The following is a 21,641-nucleotide window of genomic DNA, read 5'->3' on the forward strand; positions in this document are numbered from 1 at the left end:
CCCGCTCACCCCTTGCTGACCGCCGTCAGGATCTCCGGCAGCCGCCGGGCCGTCTGCGGAGCGGCGAGCCGCAGTCCCGCCGCCGTGAGCACCGCCGCGTACCCGGTGCCCACCGGCAGCAGCAGCCACGCCCAGTCGTCGCCGTCGGCGCTCAGGTTCAGCCAGATCGTGAGCGCGATGACGGGTGCGCACAGCAGCGCGGCGGCGATCATGCCGCCGAAGATGGAGATCCAGGCGAGCCCGGTCTGCCCGGGGGCGACGTTCTTGTAGCCCTCCTGCGGGATGGAGTAGGGGAAGCGGGCCGATGTCCACGCCCCCGTCGCGAGCATCGCGCCGAGCAGCGCGAAGGACAGCCCCAGCGCCTCGGGCAGCCGCCGCCAGTCGCCGAGCATGGCTGTCGTCACGAGGGTGACGAGCGTGGCGTACGGCAGGGTGATCAGCAGCAGGGCCAGGGCGCGGGCGCGCAGCTCGACGTAGGCGTCGCGGGTCGACGAGATCGTCATCGCGACCATCCAGAACGCCGAGGTGTCCTGACCGAACTGGTTGTACATCTGGATGCCGAGCATCCCGGCGGCGAAGCAGGCGAAGTACACGGACCCGGTGCCCTGCCACGCGTTGAACACGGGCACGATCAGCCCGATGGCCAGCGATGTCACCCACGCCGCCTTGGTCTTGGGGTCGCGCCACACGTATCGCAGGCTGCGCTCCATGACCGTCCCCGTACGGCCCGCCGGCAGCAGCCGCCCGAGCCCGGTCGACGAGCGCTCGCGGGCGGCCGACTCGGCGGCCGGCAGCGTCGACCCGTCGGGCGAGGTCATCAGCCGGGTCAGATGCCGCGACCACACGGCGAGCAGCGCGGCCAGCGCGCCCGCCGTCAGCGCCAGTTGCGCGAGGGCGCGACCGTACGCCCCCTCGCCCACCGCGTGCACGGCCCCGACGGCCGACGCGGGCGGCACCCACTGCAGCACGTCCGCCACCGGGTCGAGCTCACCCAGCCCCGACGCCCCGAGCCGCTGCGCACCGAAGTTGACGACCTGCGCCCCGATCGCGATGACGAGCCCGCTCAGCACCGCGAGGTCCCGCCCCTTGCGGCTGGTCAGCAGCCGTACGTTGGCGGCGGCCACGGCCCGCGCGAGAGCCACGCACACCAGCAGCGCCAGCGCGACGGCGACCACCCCCACCGCGAACGCCGCCCCGCCCCGGGCCACCGCGACCACGGAACCGACCAGCAGACACAGCGTGAACAGCGGCCCGATGCCGACCAGCGACGCCACGAGCAGCGCCCGCACCAGCGGCCGGGGCCGCAGCGGCAGCATCACCAGCCGGGTCGGATCCAGCGTCTCGTCACCACTGGGGAAGAACAGCGGCATCACCGCCCAGCCGAGCCCCAGCACCGCCGCCGCCAGCACGACCAGCGACTCGACGTGCGCGTGCCCGCGCAGCGCGATCAGACCGATCAGCTGCAGCGCGGCGAACAGCAGGGCACAGACCGCCGACGCGATGTAGGCGGCCTTCCGCCCGCCGGACTGCCGCAGCCCGTTGCGCAGCAGCGACAGCTTCAGCCGTACGAAGACCGGGGTGATCGTGGCGTCGCTCACCGGGACCCGCCGCCCAGCCAGTCGAGATCGGATCCGGCGTCCCGGCTCTGCGCCCCGACGAGCTCCAGGAACGCCCGCTGCAACGAGGGCGCGTCACCCCGCACCTCCGCGAGCGTCCCGTGCGCGCGGATCCGCCCGGCGGCCATGACGGCCACCCAGTCGCACAGCGACTCGACGAGCTCCATGACGTGGGAAGAGAACACGACCGTGGCGCCGGAGGCGGTGTACCGCTCCAGGACGCCCCGGATGGTCTGGGCGGAGACGGGATCGACGCCCTCGAACGGCTCGTCCAGGAACAGCACTTCGGGATTGTGGAGGAGAGCCGCGGCGAGCCCGATCTTCTTGCGCATGCCGGTCGAGTAGTCGACGACGAGCTTGTGCTGCGCCCCCGCCAGATCGAGGACGTCGAGGAGCTGCGTGGCCCGCTTGTCGACCTCGGCACCGGGCAGCCCGCGCAACCGCCCGGTGTACGCCAGCAGTTCCCGCCCCGACAGCCGCTCGAACAGCCGCAGCCCCTCCGGCAGCACCCCGATCCGCGCCTTCACCTCGACGGGGTCCCGCCACACGTCGTGCCCGACCACCTCGACGGTCCCGTGGTCGGGCCTGAGCAGCCCGGTCACCATCGACAACGTGGTGGTCTTCCCGGCCCCGTTCGGCCCGACGAGCCCGATGAACTTGCCCGCGGGCAACTCCAGATCGACCCCGGCAACAGCAACCTGCTGCCCGAACCGCTTCCAGAGCCCCTGCACACGCACAGCGCTGGATCCCACCGCGTCTCCCTCCGTCACCTTGAACCCTACGGTGGAGAAGCGTCCCTAAAAGGGGCGCGGGGAACTGCGCGAGCAACCGAACACAACCCGCGGCCGCCACGAAACGGCAACCAGGCAGACGAACAGGCGCTTACCGATCCCTGCCGCACGCATAAGCCAACGGCGAGATCAACTCCTCCGCATCCGGCAGCCACCGATTCGCAGGCGTAGGCCGGCAGGCCCACTGCACAGCCCCCCGAGACCCGAACCGCGTGGGCGGCGCAGCCACGTACGCGCCCTCACCCAGCACCGTCAGATCCAGCGACGACAACGACCACCCCAGCTTCCGCACCAGATCAGGCACCTTCACGGAGGCCCCCGGCAGCACGAAGAACTCCATCCGCCGATCCGGCGTGAGCGTCACCGGCCCCAGCGTCAGCTCCATCCGCTCCATACGCGCCAGCGCGAGAAACCCGGCGGTCTCCGGCACGGAGATCGCGTCGAACGTACGCCCCGTCGGCAGCAGGATCGACGCCGTCGGCTGCTTCTGCCACATCCGCCGCGCGACGGTCGCACTGCCCGTCGCCTGCGACTCCCAGTCCGGACGCGCCGGGTGTGACCCGGGCGCCGGGCACGCGGCGTCACCGCAGGAGCAGCGCTGAGCGCCGTCGGCGGCTTCCAGCCAGGTCCCGGGGAAGACGTCCCAGTGGCGCTCCTCGGCGTAGCGGACAGCGGTCTCCAGCAGCGATTCCCCGCGCTGCTTCGGGATCTGAGCGGCTTCGGTGCCGGCGATCGTCTCTTCCACGATGAACACAACTCTGGTCGTCACCAGGGGTTACGCCCGCTCGCGTGCGCGGGGAGGAGCATCGCCCCTGAGGTCGGGGCGCATGGGTGCATGTGCGGGGGCGCGCAGGAGGAACCGTGGCCGGGGCTGGGTAGCCACGAGGGGGGCCGGCAACAGCCGTTACCCCGGCAATCCTCACATGCCTCGCATTTTCGCCTGGTCGGCGGGGCATTGATCTTCACGGCCGGAACTTTTCGCTGGGACGCGAGGGGCCCGGCCGCGGAAGACACGTCAACTCGGTGCGTGGGCAGGCACCGCAGCCACAGGGGGTACGCCATGGCCGCAAGGCCGCTCGTCGCCAGGCAGCCGAACGAACGGCTCCAGGCGCTCATCCAGGAAGCCGGATGCTCCAACGCCGGCCTCGCCCGCCGGGTCAACATGTGCGGTGCGGAGCACGGCCTCGACCTGCGCTACGACAAGACGTCGGTGGCGCGCTGGCTGCGTGGGCAGCAGCCACGGGGACGGGCACCGGCGATCATCGCCGAGGCGCTCGGCCGCAAGCTCGGCCGTACGGTCACGATCGACGAGATCGGCATGGCCAACGGCAAGAACCTCGCCTCGGGTGTGGGTCTCCAGTTCTCGCCGACGGTGCTGGGGGCCATCGAGCAGGTCTGCGAGCTGTGGCGCAGTGACGTGGGGCGGCGGGACTTCCTGTCCGGCTCCTCCGTCGCCGCGTCCGCGCTGGTCGAGCCCAGCCGCGACTGGCTGATCTCCGCACCCGACGGCCAGGTGGCGCGCTCGGCCGGGCCGCGGGTCGGGCAGTCCGACGTGCAGGCGGTGCGGGCCATGACGCAGGCGCTGGTGGATCTCGACCACCAGTACGGCAGCGGGCATGTCCGGCCGGTCGTCGTGCACTACCTCAACAGCGTGGTCTCGGGGCTGCTGGCGGGGTCGTACCGGGAGGCGGTCGGGCGGGACCTGTTCGCCGCGGTGGCCCGGCTGACCGAACTCGCCGGATACATGGCCGTGGACACCGGGCAGCCCGGTCTGGCCCAGCGCTACTACATCCAGGCGCTGCGGCTGGCCCAGGCGGCCGGGGACCGGGGCTACGGCGGGTACGTGCTCGCCGCCTCCATGAGCCATCTCGCCGCTCAGCTCGGAAACCCGCGGGAGATCGCGCAGTTGGCACGGGCGGCGCAGGAGGGGGCGCGGGGGCGCGTGACGCCGCGCGCGGAGTCGATGTTCCACGCGGCGGAGGCGCGCGGGCACGCCCTGCTGGGCGACGCGCGCGCCGCCCAGTCCAGCGCCGGGCGCGCGGTGAGCGCCCTGGAGGCGGCCGACCCGGACACCGGGGACGACCCGGCGTGGATCGCGCACTTCGACGAGGCCTATCTCGCCGACGAGTTGGCCCACTGCCACCGGGATCTGGGGCAGGCCGAGGCGGCGGCGCGGTGCGCGCAGGAGTCGCTGGCCGGGCATCCCGAGACGCGGGCGCGCCGCCGGGCCATCGGTTATGTGCTGTTGGCCACGGCGCAGGTGCAGCAGCGCGAGATCGAAGAGGCCTGCAACACGGGCATGAAGGCCGTCGAACTGCTGGAGGGGCTGCGCTCCAACCGGGGTGCCGAGTATCTGGAGGACTTCCAGCAGCGACTGGAGCCGTACCGGGAGGAAGCGGTGGTCAGGGAGTTCGGGGCGCGGCTGGACCTTCAGACGGCGGCGTGAACACGGGGTCTGCGGATGCGTGAACGTACGGGAACGGCCGCTTGACGCGAAGGAGGTGACGGGGGCGGCGTGCCGTGACCCGGTTTTGTTACCGCGCTCACAGGGCAGGAGGTCGCGTCCTGTGCTGCGTGGCACGGGGCTCAGGGGACCCGGTAGCGTGACCCGACGATTCACAAGGTCCCCCATTAGTAGGAGTCCCGGTGACGCAGAGTGGACAGGGCGAGGAGCCCTCGGCGCGCCCCGCGCGCGAAGGCATCGTGCTGCCCTCCGACGGTGGCGAGCCCCTGCTGCCGGGCATGACGGGCGGACCGGGTGACGCGCCCGCCGGCCGCCGGTCCGGCCCGCCCCCGACCGGCCAGGCCCCGGCCTCCGCCCCCGCCGAGGGGCAGACCTGGGGCCAGCCGTGGGGCCCCGACCAGCAGCCCCCGTCCGCGCAGCCGGGCCAGAGCTGGCAGTCCCCGCCGCCCCAGCAGTGGACGGAGCCACCGGCATGGGATGCCCAGCACCCCGCCCCCGGCACACCGGGCCCGGGCGAGCTGCCCCCGGAGGGCACCCAGCCCCCGAACCCGTACGCCGGCACCTACGGCCCGCCCGCGGCCGCAGCCCCGCTCCCTCCGGAGGGCGCGTACGGCTCCGCCGGCACGGCGGGTTCACACCCCCAGGGCACCGACGCGTACAGCTCCCCTGCCGGGGCAGCGGGCTCTCAGGGCACCGCCGGGTACGGCACCGGTCCTGCCGGACAGCAGCCGCATCAGGCTGACGCGTACGGGCCCGGGTCTGCCGGTGGGCAGGCGCCTCAGCAGTCCGGCGCGTACGGGCCCGGATCCTCCGGTGGGCAGCAGCCGCAGCAGGCCGATGCCTACGGGCGCGGCCCCGCGGGTGGGGATCAGCCGCAGCAGTCCGGTGCCTACGGGTCCGGGTCCTCCGGTGGACAGCAGCCGCAGCAGGCTGATGCCTACGGGCGCGGCCCCGCAAGCGGGCAGCAGCCCCAGCAGTCCGGCGCCTACGGGCCCGGAACCTCCGGCGGACAGCAGCCGCAGCAGCCCGGCGCGTACGGGCCCGCCGCTGGGCAGTCGCCGCAGCAGGCCGATGCGTACGGGGCTCCCGCCGGAGGCGCCCTGCCCCCGGCCTCCGGTGCGTACGGGCCTGCCGGTGGGCAGTCGCCCCAGCAGAACGACGCCTACGGGGCCGCTGCCGGGCGTGCCCCGCTGCCCCCGGCCGTCGACGAGGGGGCGACCCAGTATCTGCCGCCCGTCGCCTCCGGCCCCGCCGATGAAGGGGTGACGCAGTACATACCCCCGGTGGGCCCGGGCGCGCTGCCGCCCGAGATGCCCGCCGAGCAGGACTCCGAGGCCACGCGGTTCCTGGGGACCGGGCCGTTGCCGCCCGCCTCGAACCCGGACGCCGAGGCGACGCAGTACATCGCGCCGGTCCCCGGCGGGGGCCAGCAGCCGCCCGCCGGGTTCGAGAACCTCTTCCGCAGCGAGTCCGGTGCCGAGAGCCCGGCCGCGGCCACCCAGCAGATACCCCGCTTCGAGCAGCCGGAGCCGCAGCCTTCCTACGCCCCGCCCGGCGGCGGACGGCCCGGCCGTGGCGGCCGGACCGGCTCGCGTGTGCCCGTCATCGCGGCCGTCGGCATCGGCATCGCCGTCCTCGGCATCGGCGCCGGCGCGCTGCTCGCCGGCGGCGGAGGCGGTGACGACGACGGCGGCGACAACAACAAGACCGTGGCCGCCTCGGCGCCCGCGACGGACGGTTCCGCCTCGCCGTCCGCGGACCCGGCCCGCGCGCAGGCGGTCGAGCTGGACAAGCTGCTCGCCGACAGCGGCGACAGCCGCAGCACGGTGATCAACGCGGTGGCCGACGTCAAGGGCTGCGACAACCTCGCCCAGGCCGCCAAGGACCTGCGGGACGCGGCCAAGCAGCGCAACCAGCTGGTCACCCGGCTCTCCGGCATCGCGGTCGACAAGCTGCCCGAACACGCCGCGCTGACCACCGCCCTCACCAAGGCGTGGCAGGCCTCCGCCTCGGCCGACAACCACTACGCGGCCTGGGCCGACCAGACCGCGGGCAAGAAGGGCTGCAAGAAGGGTCAGGCCCGCGTCACCGGCCAGACGCAGGCCGGCAACCGGGCCAGTGGTGTCGCGAGCACGGAGAAGACCAAGGCGGCCCGGCTGTGGAACGGCATCGCGAAGACGTACGGCCTGACCGAGCGCCAGCCCACGCAGCTGTGAGGCGACCGGAGCTCAGCAGGTGACCCAGTAGGCGACTCAGTAGTTCACGTCGGCGTTCTGAAGGGTGCTCGTCGTGTCGACGAAGCCCTTCCGCGCCGACACCAGCCGTCCCTCCCGCACCACCTGAAGGGTCACGTTCGCATTGACCAGGCGCGGGAAGCCGGCGGCGGCGAGCTTGTCCTGGAACCGCCACTGGAGCGTCGGCGTGAGCCCGCCCGTGTCGACCCGGAGGCCGTCGTCGAGGGCCTCCGTGACCGTGTCGGCGGTCACCTCACCCCCGCCGAGCGACTCGATGACCTTGTGGAACGCCGTGTAGGCGATCCAGGTGGTCTGCACTCCGGCGTCCGCGGGGTCGATGCGGTTGTCGTCGAAGGCCTCTTCCTTGATCACCCGCTTCATCGCGTCCCAGCGGGGATCGCTCGCCACCGGGTACCAGCCGGTGATGTACGAGCCCTCGTACGGCCCCGACGCCCCGCCGGTCGCGTCGATCACCGTCTGGTCGACGCTGCCGAGCACGGTGGCCGTCCGTACGTCGGGGTAGTCCTCGCGGGCCCGGCGGAAGGAGTCCATGAAGGTGCCGTTGCGGTCCCCGAGCGCGGGCACCACACACCCCGCGCTCCCCGGGTCCCCGGTCGTGGTGCGCAGTGCGAGGTCGGCCTGGCCGTCGTACTCGGTGGCGTCCTCCGCCGCCCGCTGGTCCCGCGCGGGCTTGTGCCCGCCCGCCTTCAGGCCGGAGTCGAGCAGCGGGGGCAGCTGGTCGCCCGTGATGGTGTCGGGCCGGATCAGCGCCACGGGCCCGCAGTCACCGGCGAGCGCGCTGCCGAGCCCCGCGAGCAGCGCCGGCTGGCCGCCGTTGACGGGGTAGGACAGCGGGCTGGTGAACTCGGCGTTGGTGATGCCGTAGCCGCCTATGTACGGGATTCCCGCGCCCTCCAGCGACGGGAAGAACGAGTCGGCGTACTGGCTGTAGGATCCTACGACCGCGACGGCGTTCTCCTTGACGGCCCGTCGGGCGCACTTGGCGGCGGCCACGCTGTCGTTGTGATCGTTGCAGGTCAGCACGTTGAGCTTGCGGCCGTTGATCCCGCCGTGGGTGTTGACCCAGCGGGCGTAGGCGCGGGCGAAGGCGGGCATGCCGGGCTTGTTGGTGGCCTTGGTGTCCTGTGGCGCCCAGGTCATGACGGTGATCGGGTCGTCCCCGGCATCCCCCGTGGTGCCGGGGACGACCCCGCAGCCGGCGAGGAGCGACGCGCACGCGACCGCCGTGCCCGCGGAGAGGACGCCGGATCTGGCGTGACGGGTGAGGAGGCCGGGGAGGAATGTGCTGCGCTTGCGTCGCCTGCCGGTCATGACTCCGCACGATTCCGCCACATGACTAACCCGTGAGTGATCTCCGGTCAACGATCGGTGACGCGCAGGTGAATTGCAGGGGTCGGTGTGACCGATGTGAAGGGGAACGTACGATCGATGACCGTGCAAGCTTCGGAGAACTCTTCCCGTCGTGGCCGTCGCTCATCCACCATGGGCGGCATGCCTGTCAATGACATGCCGTGGTGGCGCTGGCGCAGCAACGTGCGCTCGGCGCTGCACATGCTCTCGGATCCCGTGTTCCAGCGGGACGTCTGGCTGGCCGGCGTGGACGGCTACGGCGACGTGACCGACGCGGTGTACCGGCTGGTCGAGGACACCTGGCTGGACCACTGGTCCGCCGAGAAGTACGTCGGCACGATCTTCCGCGACTCGCAGGAGGCGGCCCTCGTCGACACCGCCGTGCTGCGGGTGCTGCGGATCATGCACCAGGTCGGGCCGGACGCGCCGGTCGCCGCGTACCTCGAGCACCAGGCGTGGCCCGACGCGGTCCAGGCGGCCCGGGACGCGCATGTCCGGCTGTCCGTGAGTGACGGCGACGAGCCGGACGCGCCGCCGCGCAGCCTGGAGGTGCTGCAGATCATGACGAGGTCCGCGTAGCGGGACGATTGCCGGTGGTCTCGCACCTTGTGGGAACCTGTCCTGCATGAACGAGCAGTCCACCAGCGCCGCGGCCCCGGCCGACCAGTACGTCCTCACCCTCTCCTGTCCGGACAGGAAGGGCATCGTGCACGCCGTGTCGAGCTATCTGTTCATGACCGGCTGCAACATCGAGGACAGCCAGCAGTTCGGCGACCACGACACGGGACTGTTCTTCATGCGGGTCCACTTCTCGGCGGAAGCGCCGGTGACCCTGGACAAGCTGCGGGCCAGCTTCGCGGCGATCGGTGATTCCTTCCAGATGGACTGGCAGCTCAACCGGGCCGACGAGAAGATGCGCATCCTGCTGATGGTCAGCAAGTTCGGGCACTGCCTGAACGATCTGCTGTTCCGGGCGCGGACCGGGGCGTTGCCGGTGGAGATCGCGGGTGTGGTGTCCAACCACACGGACTTTGCGGAGCTGGTGGGCTCGTACAACATCCCCTTCCACCACATCCCGGTGACGAAGGACACGAAGCCGGAGGCAGAGGCCCGGCTGCTCGACATCGTGCGGGAGGAGGGTGTCGAGCTGGTCGTGCTCGCGCGGTACATGCAGGTGCTGTCGGACGACCTGTGCAAGGCGCTCGCCGGGGGGATCATCAACATCCACCACTCGTTCCTGCCGAGCTTCAAGGGCGCGAAGCCGTATCACCAGGCTCACGCCCGGGGTGTGAAGTTGATCGGGGCGACTGCTCACTATGTGACCGCTGATCTCGATGAGGGGCCGATCATCGAGCAGGAGGTCGAGCGGGTTCGGCACGACGTGACGCCGGAGGGGCTGGTCGCGATCGGGCGGGACGTGGAGTGCCGGGCGCTGGCGCGGGCCGTGAAGTGGCATGCCGAGCGGAGGATTCTGCTCAATGGGCGGCGGACTGTGATTTTCGCCTAGGAGCTCGGGGGGTTCCGGTTGCGTGGCGGGTGCGGGTGGAGTGTGGCTTGTCGCGCAGTTCCCCGCGCCCCTAAGTCACTCACATCCTGCTCAGTGAAGCGGCCGCGAACAGGACATCCCTGATCGCCTCCCTGTCTCCCACCTGGCCCGCCGCCGCCTCCTGCGGAGGTACGTGGCCCGCTGCCAGGCGGCAGAACTCGACGCCGTCCAGGGCCACGTGGGCGACCTCGTGCTCGGCCGAGCCCTTCGCGGCGGGGGAGTCCAGGGGGATCAGCCACTCGCCGCCGCCCGAGCCCTCGATCTCCAGGCGGAGGCTGCGGCCCGGTTCGCCCGCCGTCACGAGGTGGCGGTGGTGGGCGGGTGCCGCCAGGCCGTTGCGCCGGCGGTGGGCCAGGACGTCCGGCAGCATGCGGGCGGCCAGGTCGATCATGCGGTGCAGATGGCGCGGCGAAGGCGGGTCGTACGGGTAGTCGACCGCGTCCGCGATGTCCTCCGCGTGCACCCAGCACTCGAAGGCCCGGTCGAGCATCGCGTCGTGCAGGGGCAGCTCGAAGTCGCCGTACGGCACCGGCAGCCCGCCGACGCCGCTGCCCGTGAAGGACACCGTGCGGACGAGGTTGTGGCTCTGCTCCCGCCAGGGCGCCCGCACGGCACGGGTGGGCGGGAAGTGGGAGGCGCTCCAGTACGCCTCGGTGCGGGCCGCCGGGGTGGGCCGCCGGGACGTGACGTCGCCCAGCGGGTCGTCCAGGCCCAGCGCGACCGCGACCAGCCCGTCCACACTGAGCAGGTGCGCGATGACGCCGGCGACGGTGGTACGGCGGCTCGTGGCCTCGTCGCCCCGGAACCAGCGCAGCCGTACCGGCGCATGCCACTCGGCGTCGCCGAAGTCCTGGAGCAGGGCGTCCAGCCGCGCGGTCTCGGTGTCGTACGCGGCGGCCCAGTCCGGTACCGGGATGCGCGGCGGGCGGCGCTCCAGGCAGGACTCCAGGACCCGGGTGCGCAGGCCCGGGTCCAGGTCGAGGCTGTCGGGGCGTTGCAGCAGCCCGACCGCCTCGCGCAGCCGCCGCGCCTCGTCGGCGCACGCGCCGCACTCGCCGAGGTGCTCCTCGACGGCCGTGGCCTCCTCCGCCGAGCACGCGGCCAGTGCCCAGGCGCCGAGCAGGGCCTTCAGCACGGGGTGCTCGAACACGGGCCGTGCGGGCGGCGGCTGTGCGGCGTCACCGGGATCCTCCAGCGCGGGCAGCGGCAGCCCGGTGTCCTCGACGGAGGCCCGGGGCGTGGGGATCCGCGGCGGGCGCCGCGGTTCCTCGTCATCACCGTCGTACGCCTCGAACCGGTCCGGCCCGTTCACCCCGCACCCCCGTGTCCGGGCGGTGCGCCGGGTGCCTCCGAGTCGTGGGCGGTGGCCAGGAGTTGCAGGCCCAGGCGGAGGCGGCGGCGGGCCTCGTCCTCGGTGATGCCGAGGTCGGTGGCGGTCTGGCGGTAGTCGCGGCGCTGGAAGTAGGCCCGCTCCAGGGCCGAGCGCAGCGGGACCGGCATGGACTGGACGATGTAGTCGGCGCGGGCGGCGACCGAGGCCCGGCGCACGGTGTGCTCCAGTTCCTCCGCGGAGCCGGAGCCCTCGAGGGCGAGCGCGGCGGTCTCGGTGGCGCGCAGGCGCTGGACGGCCAGGCGGTGGGTCAGCGTGGCGACCCAGGTGCGCAAAGGGCCCTGTTTCGGGTCGTAGGTGTCCGGATGCTCCCAGACGTGGATGAAGACCTCGCGTGTGATGCCGTCGGCGGCGCGCTCGTCGCCGAGGACGCGGTGGGCGAGGCCGTGCACGAGGGAGGCGAACCGGTCGTAGAGCTCGCCGAGGGCGGCGGCCTCCCCGCGGGCGAGCCGCTGCTGCATCTTGCGGTCCCAGCGAGGCGGTACGTCTTTTTTCGCCATGCGGCCCCCTCACCCCCTGCTCGTGTCCCGCGCCCGTGCCCTGTCCAGCCTGTGTCCGACGTCTCCCCGAATGTAGTCGGCACGTCCGGTAGCGCACGCCCCTTTGTGGCAATGTGCGCCCCCTGACCGGCCGCAGGTGGTAGGGGACCGCCGCGGCGCGCGCCGAGTGCCGTCGGGCCGCGCCTACCCAGCCCTCCTCCGATCAGACCTGACTGAAGAGGATCGAACAGGAACGAAGTCGACTAAAACAAGCCTCTTCTGCGAGGGATCCGTTTTTCGGCTTGTGTTTCAGGGAACGGCCGCTGGGCAGCCGCGCTCAAGGAAGCGTAGGGACTGCTTCCGTTTTGGCGATCGAAGGGCGTGGTGGTGACCTTCAAAGTGACCGGCGGTGAGCAGGGCGAATGGGCCGTGCTCCAGGTGTCGGGCGAGCTGGATCTGGTGACGTCGCCGGTGCTGCGGCAGCGTGTGCACGACGCGGTGGCCGAGGGGCACCACTGTCTTGTCCTCGACTTGTCCGAGGTGTTCTTCTGCGATTCCAGCGGCGTCGGCGTGCTGATCGCCGCCCGCCGGCTGATCCGCTCCTGCCAGGGCCGGCTGCGGCTGGTGCTGCCCGCCCGGGGTGCGGCCGACGGGTCGCATGTCAACCGGGTCCTCGGCGCGCTGGGCGTCCGCAGGCTGTTCGACGTGTACGGCGATGTGGACGCGGCCCTGGGCGACGAGGGCGAACCCCTGTCCGCGTGAGGAGCCGGTGACGCACGGTAGGGCGAGTGTTGCCGTTCCGACACGCCGTTGTCCCGGAATTCCCCCGGTCTTGGCACAAGTGACGTTTTCCCGCGCCCGAACGGCCCCCTCCGTCGTACGCTCCGAGCGAGAAGCACCCCACCTGACGTAAGGCGGCCCGAAAGAGACATGGTCAGCAGCGAGTACGAGCGCAGGATCGCCGCCCGGTTCGCCACCTTCGACCAGGACGGCAACGGCTACATCGACCGCGAGGACTTCTACGGCGCGGCCAAGGCGCTGCTCGCGGAGTTCGCCGTGGCGGCCCGGTCCGACAAGGGCCAGGCGCTGTACGGCGGCGCCGAGGGCTTCTGGCAGGGCATGGCCGGGATCGCGGACCGCGACGGAGACCAGCGCATCACGCGCGAGGAGTTCGTCAACGGCGCGGTCAAGCGGCTGCGCGACAACCCCGACCGCTTCGCCGAGATCGCCCGTCCCTTCCTGCACGCGGCCCTGGACGTCGCCGACACCGACGGTGACGGCGCGGCGACGGTCGAGGAGGCCGCCCGCGTCCTGACGTGCCTCGGCGTCCCCGAGGACGTCGCCGGCCCGGCCGCCGCCACGCTCGACACGGACGGTGACGGCAAGGTCGGCGAGGCCGAGGTCGTGTCCGCCTTCGCCCGCTACTTCACCGTGCCCGAGTAGCCGCCCCGGGCGCCGGGCGTCACGTGCCCGCATAGCGCTCGCGCAGCTTGTACTTCAGCACCTTCCGCAGGGTCTCGCCCCGCGGAAGGGAGTCCACCACCTCCAGCCGCTCGGGCAGCTTGTGCACGGACAGTCCCTCCGCGCGCAGGAAGGCGGTCGCGGACGCGAGCGTCAACACCTCGGCTTCCGGGGGCTGTTCCACCACCGCGCACACCAACTCCCCGCGCGCCGCGTCCGGCAGCCCGATCACCGCCACGTCCCCGACCGCCGGATGCCGGTGCAGCAGGTCCTCGACCTCCTGGGCCGAGATGTTCTCACCCTTGCGGATGATCACGTCCTTCAGCCGGCCGGTGAGGACCAGGTGCCCGGTCTCCGTCAGCCGCCCGAGGTCGCCGGTGCGCAGGAACCCCTCCTCGTCGAAGGCCTCGGCCGTCTGCCCGGGGTCCAGATACCCCCGGCACACCGCCTCCCCGCGCAACCGCACTTCCCCGTCCACGATCCGTATCTCCATCCCCTCCGGCGGCCGCCCCTCGGTGGTCGCCAGCAGCTCGGGGGTGTCGTCCGGCGACCCCATGGTGATCATCGGCACCTCGGTCATGCCGTAGCCGTGGGTGAGTTGCACGCCCATCTCGCGGACGACGGCGTGGTACAGCTCCGGCGGCTTGGGCGCCCCGCCTCCCGCCAGCAGCCGCAGCGAGGGGACGACCGGAACGCCCGGCTGTTTGCGCTGCTCCGCCAGGAACATCGAGTAGAACGCCGTCGAGCCGCCCGCCATCGTCACCCCGTGCGCGCGGTACGCCGCCAGCGCCTCCGGCAGCGCGAACTGCTCGAACAGCACGGCCGGGAAGCCGTACAGCAGCAGCATCACCGTGTAGTCGGGCCCGCCTATGTGGGCGTACGGGAAGGCGATCGACCCCACGTCGTCCGCCGAGGGGCGCAGCGCGTGGGCGAGGCAGGAGCCGCCCGCGAGCAGGGAACGGTCCGTGTGCAGTACGCCCTTGGGGGCGGAGGTCGTGCCGGACGTCCAGTAGATCCAGCGGACGGCGGTGCCGTCACAGGGCGGGGGAGGCAGCACGGACGGATCGCCGTCGGGCAGGGCGTCGTAGGCCTCGAAGACGCCCCTCGCGCCGAGCCGCCGGGCCATCTCCGTGTGGTCGAAGCCGCGCCACACGCCCGGCACCGCGAAGAACTCCGCCTTCGACTCGCGCAGCGCGAAGCCGACCTCGCGGTCCCGGTAGAAGGGGATCACCGGGGTCTGCACGGCGCCCAGGCGGGCCAGCGCGAAGGAGAGCAGGGCCGTCTCGATGCGGGTGGGCAGCTGCCAGGAGACCACCGTGCCGGGGCGTACGCCCATGCCGTACAGGCCGGCCGCGACCCGCTCGGCGCGTGTCCGCAGGGCGCCGAAGGTGAGCGCGCGGTCGTCCTGGAGGAAGAGCGGACGGCCGGGGGTGAGGGCGGCCCGGCGGGCGACCAGCTCCCACAGGGTGCGGGACGAACTCAGGGCGTGCGGGGTCTCGGTCACGGCTGCCCCCTGCTGCTTGGCTGACGGGTCGTCAGGTGGGATGCTATCTGACGCTGCATCAGATAAGTACCGTCCGGCGGAGGGGACCCATGGCGACCGAACTGCCCCGCATCATCAGCGTCGACGACCACGTGATCGAGCCCGCGCACCTCTTCGACACCTGGCTGCCGGCCAAGTACCGCGACCGCGGGCCGAAGGCGCTGACCGCCGGCATCGGTGACCTCGCCTACGTCGGCGGCAAGTACCGCATCACGATGGATCCGGACGGCCCGCCCACCGACTGGTGGATCTACGAGGACCTGAAGTTCCCGTACAAGCGCAACATCGCCGCCGTCGGCTTCGACCGGGACCAGATGACCCTGGAGGGCATCACCCGGGACGAGATGCGGCGCGGCTGCTGGGACCCCAAGGCACGGCTGGAGGACATGGACCTCAACCATGTCGAGGCCAGCCTCTGCTTCCCGAGCTTCCCCAGGTTCTGCGGCCAGACCTTCGCCGAGGCGCACGACAAGGAGGTCGCCCTGGCCTGCGTGCGCGCCTACAACGACTGGATGGTCCAGGAGTGGTGCGGGGACAGCGGCGGGCGGCTCATCCCGCTGTGCCTGATCCCGCTGTGGGACGTCGGCCTGGCGGTCGCCGAGATCCGGCGCAACGCCGCGCGCGGTGTGAAGGCGGTGACCTTCTCCGAGATCCCCACCCACCTCGGGCTGCCGTCCATCCACTCCGGCTACTGGGACCCGTTCTTCGCGGTCTGCGAGGAGACCGGGACGGTCGTCAACATGCACATCGGGTCCTCGTCCCAGATGCCGGCCGCCTCCCCGGACGCCCCGCCCGCCGTCCAGGCCTCGCTCAGCTTCAACAACGCGATGGCCTCCATGATGGACTTCCTCTTCAGTGGGGTCCTGGTGCGCTTCCCGCGCCTCAAACTCGCCTACTCCGAAGGGCAGATGGGCTGGGTCCCGTACGCCCTGGAGCGCGCCGACGACGTCTGGGAGGAACACCGCGCCTGGGGCGGCGTCCGCGACGCGATCCCCGAGCCGCCGTCGACGTACTACTACCGGCAGATGTTCTGCTGCTTCTTCCGCGACAAGCACGGAGTGGCCTCGATCGACGTCGTGGGCCGCGACAACGCCACCTTCGAGACCGACTACCCGCACGTCGACTCGACCTTCCCGCACACCAAAGAGGTCGCCCTCGACCATGTGAAGGGCCTCGACGACGAGACGGTGTACAAGCTGATGCGGGGCAACGCCATCCGGATGCTGGACCTGGACCTCGACCGCTGATGGACCTGTCGGACACGCCCGAGGAGGCGGAGTTCCGGGCCCGGCTGCGGGAGTGGCTCGCGAAGACGCTCCCCGGACTCCCGGCCGAGCCGTCCCCCGACGACTGGCCCGGGCGGCGGGCCTACGACCTCGGCTGGCAGCGCAGGCTCCACGACGCCGGGTACGCCGACGTCCACTGGGACGCCTCCCCGGCCATCCGGCTGATCTTCCTGGAGGAGACGGAGAAGGCGGGCGCGCCCTACGTGGGCGCCAACTTCGTGGGGCTGCTGCACGCCGGTCCGACGATCGCCGCCGAGGGCACGGACGAGCAGCGGGCGCGCTGGCTGCCGCCGATCCTGCGCGGCGAGGAGGTCTGGTGCCAGGGCTTCAGCGAACCGGACGCCGGCTCCGACCTCGCGGCCCTGCGCACGCGCGCGTGGCGCGACGGCGACACCTACGTGGTGACCGGCTCCAAGATCTGGACCTCCCACGCGGAAGTCGCCGACTGGTGCGAGCTGTTGGTCCGCACCGACCCCGAGGCGCCCAAACACCGGGGCATCACCTGGCTGGCCATGCCCATGGACGCGCCCGGCATCACCGTGCGGCCGCTGCGCACGCTCGCCGGGTCGGCCGAGTTCGCCGAGGTCTTCCTCGACGAGGTGCGGGTGCCGGTCGGGAACCGGGTCGGGGACGAGAACGACGGCTGGCGCGTGACCATGGTGACGCTGTCCTTCGAACGCGGCACGGCCTTCGCCGGCGAGGTCGTCGCCTGCCGCCGCGTCCTCGGCGAACTGGCCCTCGCGGCCCGCGAGAACGGCCGCTGGGACGACCCCGCGCTGCGGCGCCGGCTGGGCAGGCTGCACGCCGAGTTCCGGGCGCTGTGGCGGCTGACGCAGTGGAACGTGAGCGCGGCGCAGGCGTCGGGCGGCGTGCCGGGCGTCGGCGGCTCGGTCTTCAAGCTGCGGTACTCGCACGCCCGCCAGGAGCTCTACGACGCCGCCGCCGAGGTCCTGGGCGCCGACTGCCTCGACCTGGACCGCCCCTGGACGCCGGCCCGCCTCTCCTCCCTGTCGTACACCATCGCGGCCGGCACCTCGCAGATCCAGCACAGCATCATCGCCGAGCGGATCCTCGGCCTGCCGAAGGGACGGTGACCGTGCGCTTCCGGCTGACGGACGACCAGCGGGCCTTGCGGGACGCGATGCGGCAGCTGCTGGCACGGCACTTCGACGGGGCGGCGCTGCGGTCCGCCGCGCAGGGCCCCGCCCGGCTCGACCGGGCGCTGTGGCGGGCCCTCGGCGACGCCGGGTTCTTCGCGCTGCGGTTGCCTCAGGCCCAGGGCGGGGTGGGACTCGGGCTGCCGGAGGCGGTGTTGGTGTTCGAGGAGGCGGGGCGGGTGCTGCTGCCCGGGCCGTTGGCCGCCACCCATCTCGCGGCCGGTGTGGTGCCGGGTGCCGCCACCGGGGAGACGGTCGTCGCGGCCGTGGACGGCGGGCTCGTGGAGTGGCCGGCCCAGGCCGACGTCGTACGGGGTGACACCGCCGGAGCCGTGCCGGTGCGCTCCCTCGACCCGCTGACGCCGCTGCACCGCGTGCCCGGCGCCGTGGCGGCGGACCCGGACCCCGTCGCCGTCCTCCTCACCGCCGCCGAGCAACTGGGCACGGCCGCCCGTGTCGGCGAACTGGCGGTGCAACACGCCCGGGCGCGCGAACAGTTCGGACGGCCCGTCGGGAGCTTCCAGGCGGTGGCACACCTGTGCGCCGGGATGCTGGTCCGGTCTCGGACGGCCCGCGCGGCGGTGTACGCGGCGGCCGTCACGGCGGACCCGGTCGACATCGCCGCCGCCCGTCTGCTCGCCGACGACGCCGCCGTGCGCGGCGCCCGCGACTGTCTCCAGGTGCACGGCGGCATGGGCTTCACCTGGGAGTCCGAGGTCCATCTCCATCTGAAGCGCGCATGGGTTCGAACCCAACGTACGGGCGGTGTCACGGAGAGTGAGGAGATTCTCGCGGCCGCTCTGGCGGCCGGAGCGGCCTGACAGGCCCTCTGGCTGCGGAGTCGCCGAATATGCCCGTGGAGATGTCGCGGATCGTGGCATCGCGTGATCACGGAGCGTTGATACCGGCTTGTGTCCCCGGAGCGACTCGTCACGGCCCGGAGTCGACTGCGGGCTCCGGTACGTTGTGTGAGATGCGAGTGGTTCTGAGCGCGGTACGACCCAGTCGGGCCGCCTGTTCGACTCCCCGCAGCGAGCGTCGCACAGTATGCCGCACGGGTACTCCTTCGCGCTGGAATATGCCCGAAGCGCTTGTTGGGGTGACTGTACGTCAACCATGCTGTCCCACAAGGGATTCACGTTCCGTGATCCTTGCCCCGGCCGTTGTTCTGGCCATGCAGAAAATGGCTACGATCGTGGCCTTCGTGAGGCGCGAGCCTAAGTGTCCGCCGGTTCGGATGGTGTGAGCGGTGCAGGTGCTTCAAGTGCAGCTGGAGATCCGGCCCGACCCCGCAGAAGTGGGGCGGGCCCGGCGGTGGGCCCGCTCCCGCCTGGCCGGGTCGGGCATACAGGCCGACGAGCCGCTCGCCGAGACCCTGATCCTGCTCGTCTCGGAGCTGGTCACCAACGCCGTGGTGCACACCGGCCGGCCCGCCGTGCTGCGGCTGTCCCTGCCGCACGCGGTGACGGAGGAGGTCACCGTCCGCCTGGAGGTCGCCGACCGCAGCGGCCGGGCCCCCGTGCCCCGGTGCGCGGACGACGACGCGACCGGCGGCCGGGGCCTCGCCCTCGTCGACGGCCTCGCCGACCGCTGGGGCTGGAGCGTCGAGAGCACCGGCAAGCGCATCTGGTGCGAACTGGACCGGTGCTCGAAGTCCCCCGGGGTCACGGCGGCGTGCGGAGGCGGCGCGGTGGCGTACGGCGGCGGGGCGTCCTTCGAGGGGCTGGCGTACGAGGCGGTGTGAGGCGGGCCGGGGCTGCTTGCGCTCCCCGTCCGTGACCTGCCGGGTGCGAGGCGCACGAGGTGCGGTGTACGGCGGCACATGCCGCGCGGTGTTGCGGCGAAGCCGGGGCACGGTCGCACGGCAGGACCGCCGTTTTCGTCATGGCATGCGGCGATGCGCCGGGATGTGCTTCCGTGCGCGCCCATGGAGAAAGCCGCATACGCCACAAATCCCCGAACGGGTGTTGACGCCTCGTGACCGTTTGCTCACGCTTGTGGGCAGCGATTCGCCGTGAGGGGACGGCGAGGGCCGGCGACGGCGGCCCTCGGCGAGTGTGAGTCGTGACTCGGCGTCGGCTCCCCGTCAGGGCCACGGGAGCCGGGGCGGGAGCGCCGGAGTCGGGTGGCGGCGCGCGCTGTCGTGCTCGGGGCGAGCAGCGCGGCGCCGCCATCCAGCTTCCCGGGGGCGGGGTGGCGGCCTGGCGTGCGGGCTACAGGACGGCGACCGGGGCCACCGGTGAGCCGGTCGCTCCCGTGAACGGCTCGGGCGTCGCCGCCAGCAGGAACGTGTAGCGGCCCGTTTCTCCACAGGCTGTGGACAACTTTTCGAGATCCCAGTTCTGGCCCTGCGGCATCCCCATCTCCACCAGATGCAGGGCGTGCACCGGCAGCCACAGGCCCTCCACCTCGGGCGGGAACACCTCGAAGGTGAGGGTGTCGTTGGCGACCGCCGCGACATCGCGCGCGTGGAACCACTCCGGCGTCCGGATCGACAGCCCCGGCGACGGATACGCGTACCCGTGCCGGTCCCCGGCCAGGCAGAGCTGGACCTGCCCCGTCCGTACGAGCACGATGTCGCCGGACCGCACGCGCGTACCGGCCAGGTCCTCGGCCGCGTCCAGGTCCTCGGGCGTGACGGCGTGCCCGCCGTCGAGCCGGTCCGTGCCCCGGGCCCGGGCGACGTCGAGCAGCACTCCGCGCGAGACGAGGTGCCGGACCTTGTCGATGCCGCTGAACTCGGCGCCGTCGTGCGGGGTGATGGAGTGCGCGGGGCGGCCGTTGTAGAGCCTGCCCGAATGCGAGACGTGCGGCAGCGCGTCCCAGTGGGTGGCCGCCTGGAGCCCCATGGTCACGGCGTCGTCGCTGCACGCGACGGTGCCCGGGCCGAAGAGCTCCTGGTTGATCTGCACCATGACGTGCAGCGGGTCGATGCGCCCCGGGATCATCCCCGTCTGGACGCCGTCACGCCTCAGGGGCAGCGCGAGCGGGATCCGGCGACCGTTGCGGACCGTCGCCGCGGCCTGACGGACGACCTCGTCGGTGATCAGGTTCAGCGTGCCGAGCTCGTCGGTGTCTCCCCAACGCCCCCAGTTGTTCACGCGCTTGGCGATGTCGTGGAACGCGTCCGGCAGCGACATGAGTCCTCCCCGGGGGCTTGTGTTCCCGTATCTGACGGGTCGTAGAATCTGGAGTCCGCGAAATCTAACGGTCCGTCAGAAACCGTGGGACGGGAAGGGGCCGGGCGTGGGGAACTTCTTGGCAGGCAAGGTCGTCGCCGTCACGGGCGCCGGGCGGGGCATCGGCCGGGCGGTCGCGCTCGCGGCGGCGGCGGAGGGGGCGAAGGTCGTCGTCAACGACTACGGCGTGGCGGTCGACGGCGCCTCCCCGACCAGTGAGGTCGCCGAGGCCGTGGTCAAGGAGATCGAGGCGGCGGGCGGGGAGGCGGTCGCCGTCGCCGACGACATCTCCACGATGGCGGGCGGGCAGCGGGTCGTCGCCGTGGCGCTGTCGTCGTACGGGCGGCTCGACGGGGTGGTCTGCGTGGCCGGGATCCTCCGGGAACGGATGCTGTTCAACATGACCGAGGAGGAGTGGGACCCGGTCGTCGCGACGCACCTGAAGGGCACGTTCACGGTGTTCCGGGCCGCCTCGGCGGTGATGCGCAAGCAGCGCGCCGGCACGCTGATCGGCTTCACCAGCGGCAACCACCAGGGGTCGGTGTCGCAGGCCAACTACAGCGCGGCCAAGGGCGGGATCATCTCGCTCGTGCGGAGCGCGGCGCTGGGCTTGCACAAGTACGGGGTGACCGCGAACGCGGTGGCGCCGGTCGCGCGGACGCGGATGTCCGCGGGTGTTCCGGTGGAACTGGCGGAGATCGGGGAGCCGGAGGATGTCGCCGCGCTGGTGGTGTATCTGCTGTCCGAGGAGGCTTCCCGGCAGGGGATCACGGGGCAGGTGTATACCGCCGCCGGAGCCAAGATCGCCGTGTGGGCGCAGCCGAGGGAGTTGCGGGCCGTGTACGCCGAGGGCGGTACGTGGACGCCGGAGCGGATCGCGGAGGTGTTGCCCGGGTCGGTGGGGGTGGATCCGATGCCGATGCTGGAGCGGGTGCGGGAGATGGAGCGGGCGGCTCGGGAGGGGGAGCGGCCGAACGCCCAGTAGCTCGGGGGTGCGTGTGGTGGGGCGGCTGCGGGTGCGTTGTGGTTTCTCGCGCAGTTCCCCGCGCCCCTCAGGTTGCTTCGCAACCCGCGGGCAGTCGTGCCTCCCCCAGTGCCTTAAGGGCCTGGGAGGTGCCCCCAGG

At 72.3% G+C, this 21,641-nt stretch carries 19 protein-coding genes; 11 read left to right on the plus strand and 8 right to left on the minus strand.

The annotated features are described in order from the left end of the window. Positions 1 to 5 precede the first annotated feature (5 nt). The 3 genes from ACZ3I3_RS08085 to ACZ3I3_RS08095 all read right to left on the minus strand — a co-directional run bounded on the left by ACZ3I3_RS08085 (position 6) and on the right by ACZ3I3_RS08095 (position 3,161). Positions 6 to 1,598 carry a transporter gene (locus ACZ3I3_RS08085; protein ID WP_467363482.1) on the minus strand — a complete coding sequence of 531 codons (1,593 nt, stop codon included), beginning with the start codon at positions 1,596 to 1,598 and terminating at the stop codon, positions 6 to 8. After that, a complete protein-coding gene (locus tag ACZ3I3_RS08090) occupies positions 1,595 to 2,386 on the minus strand; it encodes an ABC transporter ATP-binding protein (RefSeq protein WP_338780226.1) in 792 nt (263 codons plus the stop codon). The genes ACZ3I3_RS08085 and ACZ3I3_RS08090 overlap by 4 nt, the downstream gene beginning before the upstream one ends. A 112-nt stretch (positions 2,387 to 2,498) precedes the next feature. After that, positions 2,499 to 3,161, minus strand: coding sequence for a bifunctional DNA primase/polymerase (locus ACZ3I3_RS08095; RefSeq protein ID WP_355844906.1), 663 nt, complete (start codon positions 3,159 to 3,161; stop codon positions 2,499 to 2,501). Between the two features lie 306 nt (positions 3,162 to 3,467). Between ACZ3I3_RS08095 and ACZ3I3_RS08100 the strand changes: the two genes are divergently transcribed. Together ACZ3I3_RS08100 and ACZ3I3_RS08105 are read left to right on the plus strand one after the other, a co-directional pair. Continuing rightward, complete coding sequence (locus ACZ3I3_RS08100; protein ID WP_467363483.1) at positions 3,468 to 4,853, plus strand: transcriptional regulator; 1,386 nt, start codon at positions 3,468 to 3,470, stop codon at positions 4,851 to 4,853. Between the two features lie 200 nt (positions 4,854 to 5,053). After that, on the plus strand, positions 5,054 to 7,087 hold the full coding sequence (locus ACZ3I3_RS08105; protein ID WP_467363484.1) for a DNA polymerase III subunit gamma/tau domain-containing protein: 2,034 nt from the start codon (positions 5,054 to 5,056) through the stop codon (positions 7,085 to 7,087). Between the two features lie 36 nt (positions 7,088 to 7,123). Here ACZ3I3_RS08105 and ACZ3I3_RS08110 read toward each other — a convergent pair whose 3' ends face one another. Next, positions 7,124 to 8,437, minus strand: coding sequence for an ABC transporter substrate-binding protein (locus ACZ3I3_RS08110; protein ID WP_467363486.1), 1,314 nt, complete (start codon positions 8,435 to 8,437; stop codon positions 7,124 to 7,126). Positions 8,438 to 8,554: 117 nt separating this feature from the next. Here ACZ3I3_RS08110 and ACZ3I3_RS08115 point away from each other — a divergent pair, with 117 nt between their 5' ends. Both ACZ3I3_RS08115 and purU read left to right on the plus strand, forming a co-directional pair. Next, positions 8,555 to 9,055, plus strand: a complete 501-nt coding sequence (locus tag ACZ3I3_RS08115; RefSeq protein WP_467363487.1) for an SCO4402 family protein — start codon at positions 8,555 to 8,557, stop codon at positions 9,053 to 9,055. A gap of 46 nt (positions 9,056 to 9,101) precedes the next feature. Further along, a complete protein-coding gene (gene purU / locus ACZ3I3_RS08120; protein WP_467363489.1) occupies positions 9,102 to 9,983 on the plus strand; it encodes a formyltetrahydrofolate deformylase in 882 nt (293 codons plus the stop codon). A 79-nt stretch (positions 9,984 to 10,062) separates the two neighbouring features. Here purU and ACZ3I3_RS08125 read toward each other — a convergent pair whose 3' ends face one another. Together ACZ3I3_RS08125 and ACZ3I3_RS08130 are read right to left on the minus strand one after the other, a co-directional pair. Then, positions 10,063 to 11,334, minus strand: coding sequence for a zf-HC2 domain-containing protein (locus ACZ3I3_RS08125; protein WP_467363490.1), 1,272 nt, complete (start codon positions 11,332 to 11,334; stop codon positions 10,063 to 10,065). Next, the gene (locus tag ACZ3I3_RS08130; RefSeq protein WP_467363491.1) at positions 11,331 to 11,912 is read right to left on the minus strand and encodes a sigma-70 family RNA polymerase sigma factor; all 582 of its coding nucleotides are present in this window, start codon (positions 11,910 to 11,912) and stop codon (positions 11,331 to 11,333) included. The genes ACZ3I3_RS08125 and ACZ3I3_RS08130 overlap by 4 nt, the downstream gene beginning before the upstream one ends. A 360-nt stretch (positions 11,913 to 12,272) precedes the next feature. Here ACZ3I3_RS08130 and ACZ3I3_RS08135 point away from each other — a divergent pair, with 360 nt between their 5' ends. Together ACZ3I3_RS08135 and ACZ3I3_RS08140 are read left to right on the plus strand one after the other, a co-directional pair. After that, a complete protein-coding gene (locus ACZ3I3_RS08135; protein WP_020272191.1) occupies positions 12,273 to 12,653 on the plus strand; it encodes an STAS domain-containing protein in 381 nt (126 codons plus the stop codon). Between the two features lie 168 nt (positions 12,654 to 12,821). Continuing rightward, on the plus strand, positions 12,822 to 13,334 hold the full coding sequence (locus ACZ3I3_RS08140; protein WP_467363492.1) for an EF-hand domain-containing protein: 513 nt from the start codon (positions 12,822 to 12,824) through the stop codon (positions 13,332 to 13,334). Between the two features lie 19 nt (positions 13,335 to 13,353). On the opposite strand, the gene ACZ3I3_RS08145 is transcribed toward ACZ3I3_RS08140, so the two are convergent. Beyond that, the gene (locus ACZ3I3_RS08145) at positions 13,354 to 14,856 is read right to left on the minus strand and encodes a class I adenylate-forming enzyme family protein (RefSeq protein ID WP_467363494.1); all 1,503 of its coding nucleotides are present in this window, start codon (positions 14,854 to 14,856) and stop codon (positions 13,354 to 13,356) included. A gap of 89 nt (positions 14,857 to 14,945) precedes the next feature. On the opposite strand from ACZ3I3_RS08145, the gene ACZ3I3_RS08150 reads away from it, so the two are divergent. The 4 genes from ACZ3I3_RS08150 to ACZ3I3_RS08165 all read left to right on the plus strand — a co-directional run bounded on the left by ACZ3I3_RS08150 (position 14,946) and on the right by ACZ3I3_RS08165 (position 19,082). Then, positions 14,946 to 16,142 (plus strand): amidohydrolase family protein, encoded by a 1,197-nt coding sequence (locus tag ACZ3I3_RS08150; protein WP_467363496.1) that lies wholly within the window; start codon positions 14,946 to 14,948, stop codon positions 16,140 to 16,142. Then, a complete protein-coding gene (locus tag ACZ3I3_RS08155; protein ID WP_467363498.1) occupies positions 16,142 to 17,275 on the plus strand; it encodes an acyl-CoA dehydrogenase family protein in 1,134 nt (377 codons plus the stop codon). The genes ACZ3I3_RS08150 and ACZ3I3_RS08155 overlap by 1 nt, the downstream gene beginning before the upstream one ends. Before the next feature lie 2 nt (positions 17,276 to 17,277). Next, positions 17,278 to 18,159 carry an acyl-CoA dehydrogenase family protein gene (locus tag ACZ3I3_RS08160; protein ID WP_467363999.1) on the plus strand — a complete coding sequence of 294 codons (882 nt, stop codon included), beginning with the start codon at positions 17,278 to 17,280 and terminating at the stop codon, positions 18,157 to 18,159. A gap of 443 nt (positions 18,160 to 18,602) precedes the next feature. Beyond that, positions 18,603 to 19,082: an ATP-binding protein gene (locus ACZ3I3_RS08165; protein WP_467364000.1), complete on the plus strand. Its 480-nt coding sequence runs from the start codon at positions 18,603 to 18,605 to the stop codon at positions 19,080 to 19,082. Positions 19,083 to 19,551: 469 nt separating this feature from the next. Here ACZ3I3_RS08165 and ACZ3I3_RS08170 read toward each other — a convergent pair whose 3' ends face one another. Beyond that, the gene (locus ACZ3I3_RS08170) at positions 19,552 to 20,478 is read right to left on the minus strand and encodes a cyclase family protein (protein WP_467363499.1); all 927 of its coding nucleotides are present in this window, start codon (positions 20,476 to 20,478) and stop codon (positions 19,552 to 19,554) included. 106 nt (positions 20,479 to 20,584) lie between these two features. Between ACZ3I3_RS08170 and ACZ3I3_RS08175 the strand changes: the two genes are divergently transcribed. Further along, positions 20,585 to 21,502: an SDR family NAD(P)-dependent oxidoreductase gene (locus ACZ3I3_RS08175; RefSeq protein ID WP_467363500.1), complete on the plus strand. Its 918-nt coding sequence runs from the start codon at positions 20,585 to 20,587 to the stop codon at positions 21,500 to 21,502. Positions 21,503 to 21,641: the final 139 nt, after the last annotated feature.

The sequence above is a fragment of the Streptomyces sp. NPDC016851 genome, from assembly GCF_055562795.1.

What these genes read in the sequence shown, in the direction of transcription:
- ACZ3I3_RS08100 (WP_467363483.1), top strand. Translation starts at nt 3,468, where the DNA reads ATGGCCGCAAGGCCGCTCGTCGCCAGGCAGCCGAACGAACGGCTCCAG.
- ACZ3I3_RS08110 (WP_467363486.1), bottom strand. Translation starts at nt 8,437, where the DNA reads ATGACCGGCAGGCGACGCAAGCGCAGCACATTCCTCCCCGGCCTCCTC.
- ACZ3I3_RS08115 (WP_467363487.1), top strand. Translation starts at nt 8,555, where the DNA reads ATGACCGTGCAAGCTTCGGAGAACTCTTCCCGTCGTGGCCGTCGCTCA.
- purU (WP_467363489.1), top strand. Translation starts at nt 9,102, where the DNA reads ATGAACGAGCAGTCCACCAGCGCCGCGGCCCCGGCCGACCAGTACGTC.
- ACZ3I3_RS08130 (WP_467363491.1), bottom strand. Translation starts at nt 11,912, where the DNA reads ATGGCGAAAAAAGACGTACCGCCTCGCTGGGACCGCAAGATGCAGCAG.
- ACZ3I3_RS08140 (WP_467363492.1), top strand. Translation starts at nt 12,822, where the DNA reads ATGGTCAGCAGCGAGTACGAGCGCAGGATCGCCGCCCGGTTCGCCACC.
- ACZ3I3_RS08150 (WP_467363496.1), top strand. Translation starts at nt 14,946, where the DNA reads ATGGCGACCGAACTGCCCCGCATCATCAGCGTCGACGACCACGTGATC.
- ACZ3I3_RS08155 (WP_467363498.1), top strand. Translation starts at nt 16,142, where the DNA reads ATGGACCTGTCGGACACGCCCGAGGAGGCGGAGTTCCGGGCCCGGCTG.
- ACZ3I3_RS08170 (WP_467363499.1), bottom strand. Translation starts at nt 20,478, where the DNA reads ATGTCGCTGCCGGACGCGTTCCACGACATCGCCAAGCGCGTGAACAAC.